This window comes from Niastella soli, from assembly GCF_017742245.1.
Taxonomy (GTDB): Bacteria; Bacteroidota; Bacteroidia; order Chitinophagales; family Chitinophagaceae; genus Niastella; species Niastella soli.
This window is the reverse complement of sequence record NZ_JAGHKO010000006.1, coordinates 102,180-121,664: the sequence shown is the minus strand read 5'-3', so window position 1 is coordinate 121,664 and position 19,485 is coordinate 102,180. Positions and strand designations below refer to the sequence as shown.

Below are 19,485 nucleotides of genomic sequence, written 5' to 3'. Positions count from 1 at the left end.
CCGTCTCCATGTCAGTCAAATAACCAATAATTTCCATATTACCAGAATTTATACCTATTAGGACAATTATTGAACCTCCCCCCACTCATGATAAAATAGCTTTGAATTGGTCATTGCTAAAGCTGTATGAAAGAGTATCTGCTATACTTGCGTCTTTCCTACACTTGTCGCGTTTACCTATTTCAGGGTCAACACCAAAACGATTCCCTGGCTATTTATTCCTCATGTTAAAAATGCTTGCTTATGAGAGCGATTCTTCTATTGTTTTCCCTTGTTTTTAGCGCCGCTGTAGCAACCGCACAAATCAGGACCATCTCCGGTATTGTAAAAGACGGGTCTGGCGAAATGGTTTCGGGAGCTACGGTCAGTGGCAAAGGCACCCAGGTGGCAACCGCCACCGATGTGAATGGTAATTTTCGTATTGCATTACCGGAATCTGTGACCACCCTGGTTATTTCGCATGGCAGCATGCAAACCCAGGAAGTGTCGCTGGCCTCCGGCATCAACACCGTGGAGGTTACCCTAAAGGCTTCCATCGGCAATTTGAACGAAGTGGTGGTAATTGGTTACGGAACGGTAAAACGGAAAGACCTTACCGGTTCGGTAGGTTCGGTATCTGGTAAACAACTGGCAGCAGTGCCGGTGGCCAATGCAGCCCAGGCCCTGCAGGGTAAAATTCCCGGTGTTACCGTTACCGCCCAGGACGGCCGCCCCGATGCTTCCATGTCCGTACGGGTACGCGGGGGAAGTTCCATTTCAAACAGCAACGAGCCGCTGTACATTGTGGACGGGTTCCCGGTATCAAACATCAACGATATTCCGGCCTCGCAGATCGAGAGCATCGATGTGCTGAAAGATGCCTCTTCTGCCGCCATTTACGGCGCCCGCGGCGCCAATGGGGTGGTTATTGTGACCACTAAAAGCGGCAGGAACGGCAAATTCGCTATCAGCTACGATAACTACCTGCAACACAACCAACCCACCAAGTACCTTGAAACGCTGAATGCCTATGACTATATCGCCTACAACTGGGCATATGCCAAAACAGTCACCAATTCCTATGCATCTGGCTGGGAAAGGCTGTGGGGCATCGGCAGTTACGCCACCCAGTACAACAATACCGAAGGCATTGATCACTACAAAAATGTGAACGCCACCAATTACTCAAAAGAAGCTTATACCAGTTCCTTCTCCCATAACCATAACCTGAGCATCAGCAATGGGAACGACAAGACCAAGTACCTGATCTCTATGAGCTACCTCGACAATGATGGGATGCGGGTCAACTCCTGGTTCAAACGGGCCAATGCCCTGGTCAAGATAGACCAGAAGATCTCCAACAAACTTACCTTCTCCTTCGATGGCCGGTATGTAGACATCCAAAAAATGAGTAATGAAGGTACCACGAATGGTAAAGGATCAATTCTTTCTTCAAGCTACCAGTTCAGGCCCATTGCCACCAGCGATGTACTGGGCGAACTGGACGATACAAAAAACACCCCACTTGGTTTATACGATCAGGTTTTGCAAGACAGATACAATCCGGTTGAAAGAATGAAGGATTATCTGCCATTGCAAAAAGAAAGGACCCTGCGCGCTAATGGCGCCCTTAACTGGACCATCATAAAAGGATTGGTAGCAAGGACCGAATTCGGTTACAACCGCTTTTGGAACAGAGAAAAATCCTGGTCGGGCGCCATTTACAACGATTACCTGGATGGAGCCGGCAATAAGACCTATGGCGGAAATGCCACTATTACTGCAGAAGAAGGCTGGAAATATCGCTGGGTAAATACGTTAACCTATAATGTAACCGGTTTGGGCAAGGCACATAACCTGAATGTAATGGTTGGTCAGGAAGTGATGAATAATCAAAGTGAAAAGAATACTATGACCAGCAATAAATTCCCTGCTGGCTTTAGTCCCGATCAGGCCTTTGCGATGATGGACCGTTACGCACCTACCACAGGTACTATTATCAACTACAGTATTACCTCAAGTGTTGGGTTCCCAACTAAATACAACTCTTATTTTGGTCGCGTTAATTATTCGTTGCTCGATAAATACCTGGTCTCCTTTACGTTCCGGGCTGATGGGTCATCGCGTTTTGCCCCAACCAAACAGTGGGCTTATTTCCCTGCTGCCGCACTTGCCTGGCGTGCCTCGGATGAAGATTTCCTAAAGGATATTAGCTGGTTAAATAACCTGAAAGTGCGTGCTTCTTACGGTACTGTAGGTAATGATGGCATTGACCCTAATCAGTGGCACCAACAATGGACCTCCACCGGTTTAACCCAGTGGTCTATCAATGAGAACCGGCAGATCGGTTATACCACTTCTAACAACCTCGCCAATCCGAACCTGGTATGGGAAACATCTACCACCCGAAACCTGGGTATCGATTTCGGCTTGTTCCAGAACAGAATATACGGTACCATCGATCTTTATAAAAACACTACCAACAACCTGCTGTTGCTTTCAAGCCTGAACCCGATCTCAGGTTTCAGCACAGGTTTTGAAAATGTGGGCAGCATCAGCAACCGGGGTATTGAATTTTCACTGGGTGGCGATATTGTGAATTCCCATGATTTCAAATTATCGGCCAGTTTCAATATCAACTTCAACCGCAACAGAATTGAAAAACTGGCCAATGGTTCCACCGGCTTATACAAATCGCAATGGGGTTCAACTGTTACACAACCCAACACCGGCGATTATGTATTACAGGAAGGAAAATCCCTTGGCCAGGTACGTGGTTATGTATATGATGGCTGGTATACACCCGACGACTTTACCTACAACAATGGTGTATATACGCTGAACAAAAACCCGAACAACCCCGATGTTACTGGTGGTATCGTAGGTACAGTATTTGGCACTACAGCTAACAAACCAAACGGCCAGGCTGCACACCCCGGCGTTATCAAATTCAAGAATTTGAATGACGACGAACTCATTGATGAAAAAGACGTTACCATTATTGGCAACATGACCCCCAAACACACCGGTGGCTTTAACATCAATGCTTCTTATTTCAATTTTGACCTTGCACTTAACTGGAACTGGAGCTACGGCAACCAGATCTACAATGCCAACTATCTGGCAGCCTTTACCGGTGGCAAGGAAGATGGTTTGTACAGGAACAGGTTAAGCTACCTGAAAGATGCATATAAGATCTTTGATATTCAAAACGGACAACTGGTAAGAGTTACCGACCCCGCCGGGCTGAATGCATTGAATGCAAACGCAAAGACCTTCCTGCCCTACCAGGAGAACCCCGTGGTTTCTTCACTGGGCATACAGGACGGTTCATTCCTGCGCCTGAATACTGTAACCTTAGGGTATACCTTACCAACAACGCTGATGAAAAAGGCCAAACTGCAACGCATCCGCATTTACGGTGCTATTTATAACGCCTTAACATTAACCAGCTATCCCGGTCTTGATCCGGAAGTGAATACGAACATAGAACAGGGTAAAACAGGCTATCCAACCCTGGGGCTCGACTGGGGTGCTTATCCCCGCGCCCGTTCATTCACTGCAGGTATAAATGTTGAATTCTAAAACCACCGAAACGAATTTCATATGAAAAGGATAATATTATCAATAAGTGGCCTGTTGCTGATTGGCCTTGTTGCCTGTAAAAAAAGCTGGCTTACGGCGGAGTCACCATCTGCTCAAGATACCGACTTCGTATTCTCCTCCTCCGGCGAAGCGTTTGGCGCCCTGGTAGGTAGTTATGATCTGTGGCGCAGCAGCGTAGGCGGTATGTTCTATGATATAGATGTAGTAGGTTCCGATGCAGAAACACATCCCGAAGCATACGATGCCCAGTTACGGCACGTACCAGAAGGGCTCTATGCTACCGAGATCTCTTTGGACTATGCCAGCTCTTTAGGCATATGGGGCAATATGTACAAGGTTGCCAACCGCGCTAATATGATCATGGATGCGATCGCTAAAAAAGAGGAATATAAAGCTGCGGTGAACGAAAATAAGCCCAATGACTGGACGCAGATGTATGGCGAAGCAGCGGTATTCCGTGCATTTGCCTATCATAACCTGATACGTTACTTTGGCGATGTACCCTATTCACCGGTCACCATTACTTCAACCAAACAAACCGACACCGCCAAACTTACCTCGCGCGACTTTATATATGATAGCGAACTTGCCAACCTGGAAAAAGTAGCGCCATTGATGTACAAACTGGGCGAAGGCGGTATCAACGCCGAAAGGTTCTCCAGAACTTTTGCATATGGCCTTGCCGGTAAAATGGCATTGTATGCGGGTGGTTATGCATTGCGTCGCACTGATTTTGATTATGGCTCAGTTACCTTTACCCAGCTTGGCTCAGTAAAATGGGATGCCAAATATGTTCGCCGTACTGATTATAAAAAATATTACGAACAGGCAAGAACAGACCTGAAAGCCTGTATGGACAATGCCGGGACCTGTACGCTCATCACCAGCGATACCCGGGGCGCCGGTTTTAACAATCCGTTCCAGATGAACTTTCAGTATAACATGAACCTGGTTGTTAGTCCTGAATCGTTGTTCGAAATAGGAGAAACCCAGGCGCAGTTCAGCGAGCGCCCCTATGCTTTTGGCCGCCCTTCAAACGGCGCCAGTGCCAACAACTATCCCAACAAAGCATACGGACAAAGCCGCATGCACGCCTCCTTCTATTATGGCGATTACGACCCCAAAGACCTGCGCCGGGATGTAACCGTAACCGTTACTGCCAATTCAGGCCTTTGCTCTGAATTAATAATCGATTTTTCTCCTGGTTCCCGCCAACTCGGCGGTTTGGCACTCAACAAATGGGATGAAAGCCGGATGCCAACTCCATACACACAGGCACAACGCCAATCCGGTATCAACTGGCCTCAGTTGCGCATGGCAGATGTTATATTGTTGATGGCTGAAGCCCAGGCCGAACTGGGCGATGAAGGTGCTGCCAAAACAGAACTGACCAAAGTAAGGAACAGGGCTTTTGCAGCCGCCGACCAGGCGATTAAAGTAACCAGTTATATCAGCAGCTTATCGGGCGATGCCCTGAAAGAAGCCATCCTGCAGGAACGCAAACTTGAATTTGCCGGTGAAGGTTTTCGCCGTGAAGATCTGATCAGAAATGGTAAGCTGCCTCAAAAGATAAAGGCATTAAGAGATGAGCAGATTGCCATGGTGAACGATCTGAAAACAAAGAGATATCACGACTTCGCTAATGGTAATCAAATCCCCTATTACATTTATACCAAGAGTGTGAACGTGTCTTCACTGAGTATGACTAAAATGCTCACCACTCAAAACACCGTAGCGGAAACAGATCAAACTTATCCGGTGCGTTTCCCCAGCTGGCGCGGTAATTCAGATGCCTGGAGCCAATATACCGCTTCCGCTGGCAACCGCAATCTTGCCATCAAGGGATTGTTCAAATTTATCGACTCTACTTCTACTGAGGGATTGGACCTAAAAACACAAGGTTATAAAGTAACACCCTGGGGTAGTACCATTGTTCAATATGAAGGACAATACACTACCAGTATCTTTAAAGGATATCCTGATGCTTATTATTCAGCAGGTGTACCTCCCAGGTATTTGTTCCCCATTCCAACGGAATCAATTACGAAATCCTATGGCAATGTGACAAACGGTTACGGCTTCGGCAAGTAAACGATAAAAGCAGAGAGAATAGAGTAAGCAGATCTTTGATGAAAACAAAAATGAACGGTCCCGACTTCGTCGGGGCCGTTCATTTTTGCCTTCTGCCCTCTGCCTTCTGCCCTTTCAAAATTTCCACAAACTAACAACGTACATACATGCTGATCAAAAGATTGGTGCCGATTTGGATACTGGGTGCGCTCTTATTTACAACTACCAAAGGAGCCGCACAACAAAAAGGCCGTCAGGAAATGGACATCTCACAAAACAATTGGAAATTATGGCTTGATACATCCGCAACCTGGGAAAACGATTCGCTGTACACCCCACCGGTCAATATCAGCCAGCTTCCCATTCATGAACCCACTGGTGGCTGGCAGGCGTTACAGACAGCCAATGGCCGCACCGTTCACTTACCCGCCACCGTTGAAGAATATTACTGGGGCCACAATGGCAACGACTTTGGACTGGCGGGCAATTACCTTGGCGTATCGTGGTTTAGCACCAACATAATAGTACCGCCTGCCATGAAAGGGAAACGTATTGTACTTCATTTTGAAAGCACCCGCTTTCGCGCTGAGGTATTTGTAAACAAAAAATTGTGCGGGTACGATGTAGTCCCCGGCACCCCGTTCGATGTTGATATCACCAACGCGGCCAAACCCGGTGCCACTAATGCAATTGCCATCCGCATCACCGATCCCAATGGTAACTTTGACTGGCGCGATAGCCAGAACTTTATGTGGGGCGTGTACCGCACCCAACCCACACATGGTTTTGGCGGCATTACCGGCAACGTAAAACTGGTAGCCACCGATCGCATTTTTTTCGATGATATTTTTGTAAAAAACAAACCTGCCATCACCGAAGTGGATGTACAGGTAACCGCGCAAAACACCAGCACCAGCACAGTAAACGGCAAATATGTCGTTGACATTCGCGAAGCGAATCCACAAAAAAAGTCTGTATTTCAACAAACGATCACCGGTCTGCAGTTAGCTCCGGGCGAATCAACCAAAACCATAACAGTAAAACTGCCTGCCGCCAAACTGTGGAGTGTTGACAGTCCGAACCTGTATACAGCCACTGTGCGTTGGGAAGGCAGCAATGGAACAGCCGACAATACTTCTCAGCGATTCGGGTTTCGTTGGTTTGAAATAAAAGAAGTGACCGGCGATCAGCAATTCTATTTAAACAATAAACGCATCGTATTACGCACCTCCATCTCCTGGGGCTTCTGGCCCGGGAATGGCATCACCCCCTCCAACGAACTGGCAAAAAAACAAATACTCGATGCCAAACGGCTGGGTCTGAACATGCTCAACTTTCATCGCACCATAGGGCAACGCAATGTGCTCGATTATGCCGATGAGCTCGGGTTGTTGTATTTTGAAGAACCTGGTGGTAACTCATACCCAGATAATCTCTTCAATCCTAAAAATGACCTGGAGAAAAAACAAACCCTGTTTTACCTCACCGGCCGCACCGAAAAGTTCCTGCGAATGGTACGTCGGGATAGAAGCCATCCATCGCTTGTTATTTATAACATGCACAACGAACGGGGTGCCCAACCCCAGGCTATTGACCGGGCAGAAATGATGGCAGGGCATTACCTCGATGACACCCGCATTATCACCTACAACTCCTGCAATGGCAATATAAAACTGAATGAACCCGATCCTAAATTCAAACTACACCTGCTGCCCTATGACACTACTTTTTATGATTATGGCTGGTTCGATCAGCACCATGCCGGCGGCCCCGGGGTTTACCACGACAATCTGTATTCAAGCCCCACCTCCTATGCAAAGTACACCGATCACAAAAATGAGATCAACTATTGGGGCGAAGAAGGCGCCATTGGCACCCCACCCCGCTTGCAACTTATTCGGGAGGCTATCTTAAAAAGAGGTAAAGACATTGGATGGGAATCTGACAGCTACCTGAAATGGTACGATGCCTATAATGCTTTCTTAAAAAATAATGGATTCAGCAAAGCCTATCCCAATGTAGACAGCCTCACCCGTAAAATGGGCAACGTGGCCTATTACTACCAGGGCCGGGTGATTGAGAACGTGCGCATCAACAACATCACCGACGGATATGCAGTGAACGGTTGGGAAAGCATGAAGCTCGAAAACCACTCAGGTATTGTTGACAACTACCGCAACCTGAAAGGCGATCCTGATCTTATTGCCAAATACAACCAGCCTTTATATGTGGCCGTTAAGCTCAATCACAAAGTGCTGGCCGTTGGCGATACCACTACCATCGATTTGTATCTGGTAAACGAAAAAAACATCACCGGTAATTATACTCTTGAAATTGCTGCACGCAATGCCATTGGAGCAACCACCTGGCATAAGAACATTCCGGTTGAAGTAAAAGGCGGTGCTGTATACGGACAACTACTCTCAGCCGGTAATGCATTCGTAGCGCCGGCTCCTGGCTACACGGCCATTACTGCAAAACTGGTTAACGGCACCACTACATTGGCAACTGGACAGGACGAGCTTTTCGCCGTTCAACTAAATACCACTGGCATTCCACAAGAGGTAATGCTGGCCGACACCAGCGGCGTATTAAACAATTATTTTACAAGCATGGGATTGAACCAGTTTAAAAACTATCGCGGTGGTAAACCAGCAGGCAACGTGCTGGTGATAGGCGCGTTTGAGCCCCAGCAAACCGGTAATCCATTGGTAACCGATATCCTGGAATGGGTAAATAATGGCAATACACTGGTTGTAGTGAACAACAGTGAACACTGGGCCGACCACCTGGCTAAAAAAGAAGTACTCGAGTACCGTGGTTCAAAAGAACTGGGTAAAAGCTGGTATGGTGGTAACTATTTCTCCAAACAACATACATTGTTGAATGGCCTGCCACAGGCCTGTGTATTCAATTGGGAATACCAGTGTTTTGCATCCTATAATAAATACCGCCTGGGTCTTCGCCTCAATACCGGCAACTGTGTGGTGGGCTGCGTAAGTGACCACAAACCGGAAGTTTATTCCGCATTAAGCATCATCCCGCATGGGAAAGGCAAGATCATTATATGCGCCCTGGACATCTTCTCCTGTATAAAAGAGGTAAAGCTGGAAAAGAAAGCCGAAGGCGATGGCGAGAACGCCTCCCTGGCCACATTCAACAACTCACAAAAGAACAGCGCCAATATTGTAGGGCAGCAGTTGTTGTTGAATATGTTGAAGTATTAACAAAAGTTGATCCGTTCTCTAAACAAAAGTGGGTCATCCGCCAGTTAGCAGATGACCCACTTTGTTTTAATAATCTATGCTACTGAACGATCAATTTTTGTGTTTGATCTGTCTTTGAGTTTTTGATCTTCACCAGGTAAGTCCCCGATCTCAGGAATTTTGATTCTATTACATAGCGCATACCAGTAGTACTTGTTTCCAGCACTTTGGCGCCTTCCATGGTAAATAAAGTAATGGTTGTTTTTTCATTACCGGTCCCAATAAAATCAAGCGTTACCCGGTTGTTGAGCGGAGCCGGATTGGGATATACCTGCATTTTGACCAGGTTATTTAACGGCCCTGCAGTACGGGCAACCGGAGCATCATGGTTACAGTATTTCGACCAGTCAATCCCAACGGTGCTTTCTGTTCCGGTAGTTTCTTCACGAGCCGATGACAGCGTAGCGGAGTTATACCATTTTGTATTTACACTTGCGGTGCCGGTAACTCCGGTTACCAATCGCAGGCGGTAATCATAATGGGCTTTGCGCGTAGTTTCACCACTATAAACGTAATCGGTATTGGTAATAACAGCGATCACAACATTATTAGCCGGTGCTGCAGTGAGGTTCAACGTACAGGCCCCGCTTGATACGGGTTGGCTATACACCGGTACCCCGGTTGTGCTGCGATACACCAGTTGGCAGGTCATGTTGACGCCAATGGGTTCAAAGTTTACGGTAACGGTATTGCCGCTTACAGTTAATGGGATTTGATTGGCACCTGACCATCCGGGTAAGGTGGTAGCGTCTGGAGTAAGCAATCCGCTGTTATTGGTTGTTTTGGCATATGGAGTGGCCGTCCATACAGGGGGATTCATCCAGGATGGTTGCCATTCTGGGCCAATGGATTGCCCGAAGTGCGCATTTAATAATGACAATACCGCATTCTTCCATAAACCAAAATCAACAAGCGCCTGTTTGGCCCGGTACTCGGTGATCAGTCGGCGCATTTGCGTAGCGCCAATACCAGAGGCAATGCCTTCCAGCACCCGGCCCGAGGCATAGCGCCAGATCCAGGGTACAGCCCCATCGCCTAAAACATTACCCAGGAAAGTGGGGAAAGAACTGCTATACTGATGACCACCCAAATAAGTACGCCAGGTACAGATCTGTTGATTGCCATTGTACATATTTACCCCTTCCGCCGAAGGACCACCAAAACTGCCATCCTGTAACCAACCACTGTAGCATTCTATGGGCATAAAGGGCGCAATAAAGTCAGTGCCGCTCAAATCGCCCAGCGAACTGTAGTTATTGCTTCTACGTGCATCCGCAGTTTGTTGTAACCATACATCCCCGCCTTCATGAAACCAGGCAGCCTGTTTTACGCCGGGCAAATCGGCCAGCAGGGCATGGATACCTTCATGTACCATAGCGCCTTTTTGAAACTCCCGGTCGCTGTAGGGACAGGCAGGATCAAAGCTATAAATGGGGTAATAGGAAGCCAGGATCATTGGCCAACTGGTGCCATTATAATAGATAGCGCTTTGCCAGCCACCCAAATCGGTATTGGAGGCATTATCAGTACAAAGCCCCGAGCCATATAAATAAACTGAACTGCGATATCCGTTCTTGGCACGCAGATCAGGCGGCCAGCCCATTTGATCGCGGAAGTAAGCAAAATCAGTGTTCAGCCGCGCCAATAAGGGAGTAATGGCTGCTGTGGTCACCAGGGAGTTCTTATTCGGTCCCCAACGGAAACACCACCAGTTGGACGACTGGGTACCCACTACCTGCGGACAATCATTCAATACGTTTGTGGGTATGGGTAAGCTTGGAAATTCGGTTTTAAAGTTGTAACTGATAGTAGGCGAATAAGCAGGCCAGGTATAGGCAGCACCGTTCCCGCCACCACCGCCGCCAACAACGGTGCCCAGTACCCGCCACTCCAGCATCCCGGTGCTTTGAGTGGGGTTGAGCATGGTCACGCGCAACCGGCTCATATTAATATTGTTCACCGCCAAGGTGTTGAATGCATTGGTAACAAGGGGTACATTGCCAATGTTTACCCAGGCGCTTCCGTTCCAGTATTCGGCATATGCGGTGGTAGGTGTTAAAACACCACCGCCATCATTGAACCAATATACCTGAATTGAAGTGACCGTGTACGTTTGCGACCAGTCGTACTGTACCCATTGCAGGGAGTTGGGGTTATTCCAGTTTCCATAAGCACCATGGGTTTTGTCGTTCGAGTTGGCCGGGGTATACCCGTCGTTGAGGGCCGTAATGGTTTCCCAGGATGACACATAAGAAGTGGACGCTGTGGCCGATGGAGCAATATTGGTTTGTGCTCGGGCCAGCGTTACGCACAGGCATGCGAAAATCAGTAAGAAATGAATTTTCTTCATACAATAAAGTTTTAAGTGTAAAAGAAACAATTCCAGGGCAGAAGAGTGAGAGGGGATGTCTTAGACAATCATACCGGTGACAAATATACTAAGTTGTGGTAAGAGCGGGTATTCAAAAATTAACGGCTTATAGTTATAAAGTAGCGAGATGGCAACCATCAATTAAAGCTTATAAAAGGCATGAAAGTTAATGTCAGGCCATTGTATTTTCCCCTGCATAAAACACATTATAATTTTTCATCTTCAAAGGGTATAAAAAACATAGTTCTCCCCTACCAGGACGCTTCAGGGCAAAATATCCGGTTTTACCACTACATTTGCAACCTTTAAAAACCGGAAAGCATATCATAAATTACCCGGAAATACGTTAATAGGTGCTCATTAACAATGAGTTCTGTAAACGTAAGCGTAGCAAGCCACTGGTTGTCAAAATCTCCGGATTTTGCAATTAGTAACGTGAAATGGGGCATTTATAGAAAACTTTCATAAAAAATCCTTCATCCCTTAATTTTACAGCTTATTATCACTGCCTATGCCGCAAGATAAAAATCGTCAGTTCCTGGATTTTGAAAAACCGATCAAAGATCTTTTTGATGATATAGAAGGTTTGAAGCAAAAGGCCGAAAAGAGCAAACTTGATCTTACTGACCCCATTAAGAAACTGGAAGAGCGTGTGCTGGAAACCCGTAAGGCTATAACACAAAACCTTACGCCCTGGCAAAAAGTGCAGTTGAGCCGTCACCCTGATCGTCCGTACACCATGAAATATATCTCCAAACTGTCCACCGATTTTGTGGAACTGTTTGGCGACCGGAATGTTAAAGATGATAAGGCCATGGTGGGTGGTTTTGCCAACCTCGACGGTCAAACTGTAATGATCATTGGTCAGCAAAAGGGTATCAATACCAAGGCGCGTCAATTGCGCAATTTTGGTATGGCCAACCCTGAAGGGTATCGTAAAGCCCTGCGACTGATGAAGTTGGCTGAGAAATTCGACAAACCAATCATAACCCTGATCGATACGCCCGGTGCCTACCCAGGCCTTGAAGCGGAAGAAAGGGGACAGGGCGAGGCCATTGCCCGTAATATATATGAAATGATGCGGCTGAAAGTACCAGTAGTATGTGTGATCATTGGCGAAGGAGCCTCCGGCGGCGCTATGGGAATTGGCGTCGGCGATAAAGTGTTCATGCTCGAAAACACCTGGTACACCGTAATTTCTCCCGAAAGCTGTAGCTCCATTCTTTGGCGTAGCTGGGACCAGAAAGAAAAAGCAGCCGAACAGTTAAAACTCACTGCCGATTATATGTATGGATTTGGATTAATTGATGGTATCATTCCAGAACCTGTAGGAGGTGCACACTGGAATTATGATGAAGCCGCCGGCTTATTAAAACCTTACCTCATTAACACCATCAACGAACTGAAGCAGATGGACCCTGAAGAGCGTGTTCGAAAGCGAATCGATAAGTTTAACAAGATGGGCTTCTGGGACGAATTACCGGCCTAGTCCTTCGACTCCGCTCTGGACTTAAAAAATTTGACCTGAGCGAGATCAAAGGTTAAAAGCTCCCGGCCCTGGGCATCCTGAGCAAAGTCGAAGGATTGAAGGGGCTCTTGTACATACTTATCATTGTTCAGCTTAAAAACCAACATTCAAAAATTAATCGTTCCCGATAGTCGTCGGGCTCAATTTTAACTTTATGTCTCTTCGTCAATCATTATATGGTACCGGCGTAGCGCTGGTCACCCCCTTCAAGTCAAATACTGATGTTGATCTCGATGCTTTAAGCAAAATCATAGATTTCGTTATCAATGGCGGCGCTGAATACGTGGTAACACTCGGCACCACCGGCGAAACACCCACCCTCAGCAAAGAAGAAAAGATCGCCATTGTTCGTTTCACTTACGAGAAAGTGAACAACCGCGTTCCGGTAGTAGTTGGTATCGGGGGCAACAATACTGCTGAGTTAATACAAGAACTGGAAACTTTCCCTTTAGATAAAGCTACCGCTGTTTTAAGTGCCAGCCCTTATTACAACAAACCTTCACAGGAAGGCATTTTCCAGCATTACAAAGCGTTGGCCGCCGCTTCGCCCAAACCTATACTATTGTACAATGTACCAGGCCGTACTGGTCGTAATATGACTGCAGCCACAACACTGCGTCTGGCTAATGAAGTAGCTAATATCGGTGGTATAAAAGAAGCCAGTGGCGATATGGGACAATGCATGCAGATCCTGCGTGACCGCCCCGAAAACTTCCTGGTTGTAAGTGGCGACGATGCACTGGTATTACCTCAAATTGCCTGCGGCATGGATGGAGTTATCAGCGTAGCCGCCAATGCCTTCCCCAAACAGTTCACCCATATGGTGCGCCAGTGTTTGAAAGGCGATTTCAAAGCAGCTAAATCTTTAAATGATGTGCTGATCCAGGCGTATGAACTCATGTTTGCAGAGAACAATCCTGCCGGCGTAAAAGCATTTATGACCGAACTGAACCTGCTTGAAAATTATCTGCGTTTACCAATGATGTCGTTAAGCGAAGGTTTGCATGAGCAGGTGAAAGCCTTCCTCAAAGCAAATTAAGAGCGAAAAGAGGGATCTGAAATAAAGAAGTAAAGACAAATCTGCGATCTAAAATATTAGTGAGAAATGAAAGGGTTTTATACTTTTTCATTTCTCATTTTTCATTTTGTAGGCTGGGTCCTGAAAGTAACACCCTCCAATGCCAGACTGGTATTGGGGAATACCTCAACTGCCTCCTGTTCAAATAGTTCCAATTTATCGTATTTAGAACTAAAATGTCCAATGAGCAACCGGCCTACGTTGGCACTTTTAGCAATGAAGGCAGCCTGTGTAGTAGTGGAATGAAAACGCATGGCAGCCCTAAGTTCCAGGTCCTTTAGATAGGTGGTTTCGTGGTATAAAATATCAACCTCCTTCACATGTGGGATCAGCTCTTCGTCGTAAATGGTATCGGCACAGTATGCATAGGACAATGCTTTGGTGCCCGGATTGGTAACCCAGTCGTTCTGGATCACGTCCCCCTGCTTGGTAGTATAATCTTCCCCCCACTTCAGGCGGTCGTAAAAAGCAGCCGGTACCCCATGTTCTATTGCCTTTTCAGGGTTTACCCGGCGTGGCGCGCGCACCTGATCAAACCGGAATCCCCAACAGGGAATGCGGTGTTTGGTGGCAAAACAGGTTACTTTGAATTTATCGTTCTGTACAATTACACCTTCCTTTTCCAGTGGGTGAAAATGCAATGGATACGACAATTGATTGGAAGCGGCCTCCAGTTGCAGGTCCAGTATTTGTTTTAAGGGAGCCGGGGCAAACAAATGCAGGTCGTTTTCACGATGCAGCAATCCCATGCTGTGCAATAGACCCGGCAAACCAAAATAATGATCGCCGTGCAGGTGCGATATGAAGATATAATTGATACGTGACCAGCGAATACGGTATTTCACTAACTGCTGCTGTGTACCCTCGCCACAATCTACCAGGAACAAACTATCATCCAGCGTCACAACCTGTGACGTGGGATGCCGGTCGTAGGCCGGTAATGCAGAATTATTTCCCAGTATTGTAACAGCCAGCATTCAATTCGTTAAAGGGTGATCGTTTTGTTTAAGACGGCCTCATAAGTCATTCTGCTGCATTTCATTGTACAAATTTACGCAATAGCCGCATTACCTGTTGCACTCAAATTACCTCCTTATTGCATAATACTTACAATTTCCCTTCGCCCACCGAGGCAATGGCGTAGGTGGGTTCTCACCCGCTTTGCCCACATTCCGCCGGCAGGCCGAAGCCTTAACATAGAGGAACGTCTTTTAATTCCCAAAATATAACGTAAATCAATACCGCCGGATTGTATGCAGAATATCGGCCAGGTAGCTTTTGCCAAATAAATTCAAATGAATCAGCAATGGGTATAAATTGCATACCTCCCATTGCTGCCGGTAATTAACAGGCAAGGGGTAATGATAGTTGTAGCTCTCATAAAAAAGGCTGTCAAATCCGCCAAACAGGGAGGTCATTGCCATATCAATACTTCGATGGCCATAATATACCGCGGGGTCTATCAGCACCGGGTTTTCCGAAGCATCACACAGAAAATTACCACTCCAAAGATCTCCATGTAACAACACCGCCGGTTCTGGTGTAAAAAGATTGCCCAATTGCTGATACAATTTTTCAAACTGGTGTACATGTACCGGTTCCAGTAATTGACGGTCAATAGCCAGTTTTACCTGTGGCGCTATCCTTTGTTGTATAAAAAAATCGGTCCAGCTATCAGTAGGTTGATTGCTTTGGTGCAATGCACCCATATAGTTGTCAGTCGCCAGCCCAAACTGTTTTCCTTGTATATGATGTAAAGCGGCCAGTTGCTCTCCAAAGTGGGTCCAGAAGACATCGGATTGTAGCCCCTGATCAATCCATTCCAGTATCAATACCTGATGATCGGCACTTTGCCCACTGGCAATAACCTGCGGTATTCGTATTACCTGTTGCTGCGCCAGCAGCTCCAGCCCCTGTCGTTCCGTTTCAAACAACGCTGGTATAGTACACAACTGGTTGATCTTGCAAAAGAAGGTCTCTTTTCCCGCGGTAATGCGGTAGGTGTGGTTAATAGAACCACCTCCTACCGGAGTAAATTGTAAGGAGGTGGTAGTATTTAATAATGTTTGTATGAAGGATTGTACAGCTGCAGTTATCATAACACTGTTACAAGGGTCTTACTGCCGATTGCCCTCCCCCCGGATTACCCGGTCGGACGGAGATTCACGATTGCCGAAAACGTATTATGCTTGCAACAACAGTTTACATTCATGTAGTAACCTATCCTTATCAACAGCGGCGGTACCCACTTCCTCACAAACCAATCCTCCCGCAATATTGGCCACTTCGGCCATCAGGTCAATACGTTTGGTAGCGGCATATATCAGGGAGGCCACGGCTATTACTGTGTCTCCTGCACCAGACACATCGGCGATATTTCGTAAGTGGGAAGGAATGATCTTCGAGTCGCTGTTCTCCTGGTAAAACACGCCTTTTTCGGAAAGTGTAATGAATGAAATAGCGTGTTGTAATTTCTTTTGTAGCTGATGATGGATATCGTTCAGGGTAACCAGGTTAACATCTTCTATCAGCAGGTTCAACCCGTCTTTTACCTCTTTTAAATTAGGTTTAAAGATATCCACGCCCTGGTAGCTGAAGAAGTTTTTTCGTTTAGGATCTACAGTAGTAATAACGCCATGTTGTTTGCACAAGGCCGTTACTTCTTTTATTATGCGTTCGGTTAAAACCCCTTTGTTGTAATCTTCAAAAATGATCACCTGTGGCCGTTCGTTGACAATATACTGCCGTACTTTTTCCAGAAGGGCATTTTCATCATCGATGCTCAGGTCCCGGGTAATTTCCGCATCCAGTCGCATCATTTGCTGGTTACGGCTAATAATGCGGGTTTTGGCAGTGGTAATGCGGGATGCCTGTTTGGCTACCCAGTTTGTATTAATGTGGTGCTCATTAAACAGATCGGTTAAGATATGGCCGTTGTCATCATCGCCCATTACCGATAAAATGGATACCTGGGCGCCCAGGGCTGCCAGATTCAAAGCCACATTACCGGCTCCGCCAATTCTATGTTCTTTTTTATCCAGCGCAACAACGGGCACTGGTGCTTCGGGTGATATCCTTTCTACATGCCCCCACCAGTAAATATCCAGCATCACATCCCCTATGACCCCTGCCTTGATATTAGAAAAACCTTCAAATAGTTTATTGAAATCTACTTTACTCATATTATTCAATTGTTCCAGGTTACTAGTTGCTGGTTACAAGTCCCTGAAGCCAGTAACCTGGAACCTGTAACTATGCCTTTTTATTTCGCACTGCAATATAGTATAAAGGAACACCTGTTAAAACAATTCCCAGTCCAATACCGGCGTAAAGTGGTTTCATTTGGATCAGGAACACGCTAAATGTTAAAGCGAGAATGATATAAATAATGGGCAGGACAGGGTAACCAAAGGCTTTGTAAGGGCGCTCCGCATCCGGACGCTTTTTGCGCAAAATGAAAATGCCTATAATGGTGATGGCATAAAAAAGTACCGCTACAAAGGAAATCATATCCAACAGATCGCCATAACTGCCACTTAAACACAAAAGGGCGGCCATGGCAGCCTGGATCCACAAAGCAAATTCGGGTACTGCGTTTTTATTTAAAGTGCCGGTTTTCTTAAAGAATAGTCCGTCTTTGGCCATGGTATAATATACCCGGGCGCCGGCCAGTATCAATCCATTATTGCAACCAAAAGTGCTGATCATGATCATCACCGCAATTACATTAGCGCCATTGGTGCTGAAGATAGAATTGGCAGCTTCAACGGCCAGGCGGTCTTCTACCGGGTTAGCGATTGAAGTCAACGGCAATACATTCAAATACATCAAATTAGCCGTTACGTAAATGATGGTAACAATCAGGGTTCCCAGGAACAGACTCAACCCGATATTTCTTTTTGGGTTCTTTATTTCACCGGCTATGAAGGTCACATTGTTCCAGGAATCGCTGCTAAAGATGGAACCAACCATCGCAGCGGCTATAGCGCCAATCAATAAGCTCCCTCCAATTGAACTGGAAGGTTCCCATACATCCTGTGCATTCTTTTGCCATTGCATGGCATTCCAACCGGTTTGCCAGTTCTCATTCCAAAAACTTTGCTTTACCAGAAAAAATCCCAATATGATCAACCCAAAAAGCGATAATAGCTTAGCGGTAGTGAACGTTGTTTGTATGATCTTGCCGCCTTTAATACCGCGGGTATTTGTGTAAGTAAGAAACAGAATGAGTGCAATAGCCAGCACCTGGGCCCAACTGATCTTAAAGCTGTATTCCATTACCCCTTTTGCATTCAGTCCTTTTTCTAATCCCCATAAAATATGCTTTTCGCTAAACCAGGGAATAAGATATGCCGTATAACGGCTAAAGGCAACGGCTACTGCGGCAATGGTAGCGGTTTGTATTACGGCAAAAAAGCTCCAGCCATATAAGAATCCTGCTAATGGATTAAATGCTTCCTTAAGGTACACATACTGGCCACCCGCTTTAGGATACATTCCACTCAGTTCACCATAGCTTACTGCTGCGGTGATGGTCATAAACCCGGTGATCAGCCATACAGCTATTATCCAGCCAGCGCTGCCCACGTTGTGGGTAATATCCGAGCTAACGATAAAGATACCTGAACCAATCATAGAACCGGCTACCACCATGGTAGCGTCCACTAAACTAAGTGATGGTTTAAATGATGAAGCGTGTTCTGCCATACGAGGTAGATAATGTTAAGAAAATCAGGTTTTAATCCTCTCAAGATAGGGAAAGTAATTCGAATAGCAGATATACCAAATTTCCACAATTTGGGCAATAGGGACGATTAACCCACAGTAATAAGCAAAAGAAAACGCTTATTGCAAAACCCTGTTTTACAATAAGCGTCTATATTAATTTTTAATGCTAACTATACACGAACCCGCTTTTCTCTGCCATCGGTCGCGGTAGCCCTGACATAGGGGGCCTATTTCTTCTTGTCCTTATACTGAGCGTTCAATCCAGTGATCAAATCACCAGTAATGTTATAAGCGGAATCCTTGTAGTAAATTATAAAGCCAGGCTCGTATGACAGTATGTAAGCGTATTTCTTGTCTTTATTGTAATCTTTCAAAAACTCTTCTACCTGTTTGCGCAGTTCGCTCATGCGATCAACCTGCAGCTTTTGCATTTCCTGCTCCAGTTCGCCTTTGCGTTGTTGAATTTGTTGCTGTTGCAAGCCAACTTCCCGCTGGGCGGTTTCCATTTCAGCCTGGGTAATGTTATTACCCCTCTCCTGCCATTTGCGAACTGTACGTTGGTACTTATTTGTTAAGTCGTTCAATTCAGCATTCATAGCACTTTCTTTCTTCTTCATATCGCCTGAAACATCTTTGAAATATTCATAGTGTTCCTGCAGGGAATCAATATCAAAATAAGCTACGGAAAATTTGCTGGCAGCATCGTTATTATCATTTTTTACTGCTGCTGTTTTCTGTTGACCTCCTTTAGCAAACTGGAAGTAAAAAAGAACACCTATGAGCGCAAGAGCAATAATAGATAATATAGTAGAAATATTTTTCATGTACGCCTTTTTTGCAAGATATAAATCTGGTTGTA

11 protein-coding genes are annotated in these 19,485 nt (G+C 46.0%); 5 read left to right on the top strand and 6 right to left on the bottom strand.

Features of this window, described 5'->3' with window-relative positions:
* Window positions 1-243 precede the first annotated feature (243 nt).
* The 3 genes from J7I42_RS23795 (at window position 244) to J7I42_RS23785 (ending at window position 8,882) form a co-directional block, all read left to right on the top strand.
* Window positions 244-3,564 (top strand): SusC/RagA family TonB-linked outer membrane protein, encoded by a 3,321-nt coding sequence (locus J7I42_RS23795; RefSeq protein ID WP_209141380.1) that lies wholly within the window; start codon window positions 244-246, stop codon window positions 3,562-3,564.
* Between the two features lie 21 nt (window positions 3,565-3,585).
* Window positions 3,586-5,676: a RagB/SusD family nutrient uptake outer membrane protein gene (locus tag J7I42_RS23790; RefSeq protein WP_209141379.1), complete on the top strand. Its 2,091-nt coding sequence runs from the start codon at window positions 3,586-3,588 to the stop codon at window positions 5,674-5,676.
* 146 nt (window positions 5,677-5,822) lie between these two features.
* Window positions 5,823-8,882 carry a glycoside hydrolase family 2 protein gene (locus J7I42_RS23785; protein ID WP_209141378.1) on the top strand — a complete coding sequence of 1,020 codons (3,060 nt, stop codon included), beginning with the start codon at window positions 5,823-5,825 and terminating at the stop codon, window positions 8,880-8,882.
* A gap of 79 nt (window positions 8,883-8,961) precedes the next feature.
* Here J7I42_RS23785 and J7I42_RS23780 read toward each other — a convergent pair whose 3' ends face one another.
* Window positions 8,962-11,271, bottom strand: coding sequence for a T9SS type A sorting domain-containing protein (locus J7I42_RS23780; RefSeq protein ID WP_209141377.1), 2,310 nt, complete (start codon window positions 11,269-11,271; stop codon window positions 8,962-8,964).
* Window positions 11,272-11,803: 532 nt separating this feature from the next.
* Here J7I42_RS23780 and J7I42_RS23775 point away from each other — a divergent pair.
* Together J7I42_RS23775 and dapA are read left to right on the top strand one after the other, a co-directional pair.
* Window positions 11,804-12,781 carry an acetyl-CoA carboxylase carboxyltransferase subunit alpha gene (locus J7I42_RS23775; protein ID WP_209141376.1) on the top strand — a complete coding sequence of 326 codons (978 nt, stop codon included), beginning with the start codon at window positions 11,804-11,806 and terminating at the stop codon, window positions 12,779-12,781.
* 193 nt (window positions 12,782-12,974) lie between these two features.
* The gene (gene dapA, locus J7I42_RS23770; protein ID WP_209141375.1) at window positions 12,975-13,859 is read left to right on the top strand and encodes a 4-hydroxy-tetrahydrodipicolinate synthase; all 885 of its coding nucleotides are present in this window, start codon (window positions 12,975-12,977) and stop codon (window positions 13,857-13,859) included.
* A 101-nt stretch (window positions 13,860-13,960) separates the two neighbouring features.
* Here dapA and J7I42_RS23765 read toward each other — a convergent pair whose 3' ends face one another.
* From J7I42_RS23765 to J7I42_RS23745, 5 genes are all read right to left on the bottom strand, one after another.
* The gene (locus J7I42_RS23765; RefSeq protein WP_209141374.1) at window positions 13,961-14,875 is read right to left on the bottom strand and encodes a ribonuclease Z; all 915 of its coding nucleotides are present in this window, start codon (window positions 14,873-14,875) and stop codon (window positions 13,961-13,963) included.
* Window positions 14,876-15,133: 258 nt separating this feature from the next.
* A complete protein-coding gene (locus J7I42_RS23760; RefSeq protein WP_209141373.1) occupies window positions 15,134-15,997 on the bottom strand; it encodes a fructosamine kinase family protein in 864 nt (287 codons plus the stop codon).
* An 84-nt stretch (window positions 15,998-16,081) separates the two neighbouring features.
* Window positions 16,082-17,080, bottom strand: a complete 999-nt coding sequence (locus J7I42_RS23755; protein WP_209141372.1) for a bifunctional heptose 7-phosphate kinase/heptose 1-phosphate adenyltransferase — start codon at window positions 17,078-17,080, stop codon at window positions 16,082-16,084.
* Window positions 17,081-17,150: 70 nt separating this feature from the next.
* Window positions 17,151-18,605: an APC family permease gene (locus J7I42_RS23750; protein WP_209141371.1), complete on the bottom strand. Its 1,455-nt coding sequence runs from the start codon at window positions 18,603-18,605 to the stop codon at window positions 17,151-17,153.
* 248 nt (window positions 18,606-18,853) lie between these two features.
* Window positions 18,854-19,450 carry an OmpH family outer membrane protein gene (locus J7I42_RS23745; protein WP_209141370.1) on the bottom strand — a complete coding sequence of 199 codons (597 nt, stop codon included), beginning with the start codon at window positions 19,448-19,450 and terminating at the stop codon, window positions 18,854-18,856.
* Window positions 19,451-19,485 lie beyond the last annotated feature (35 nt).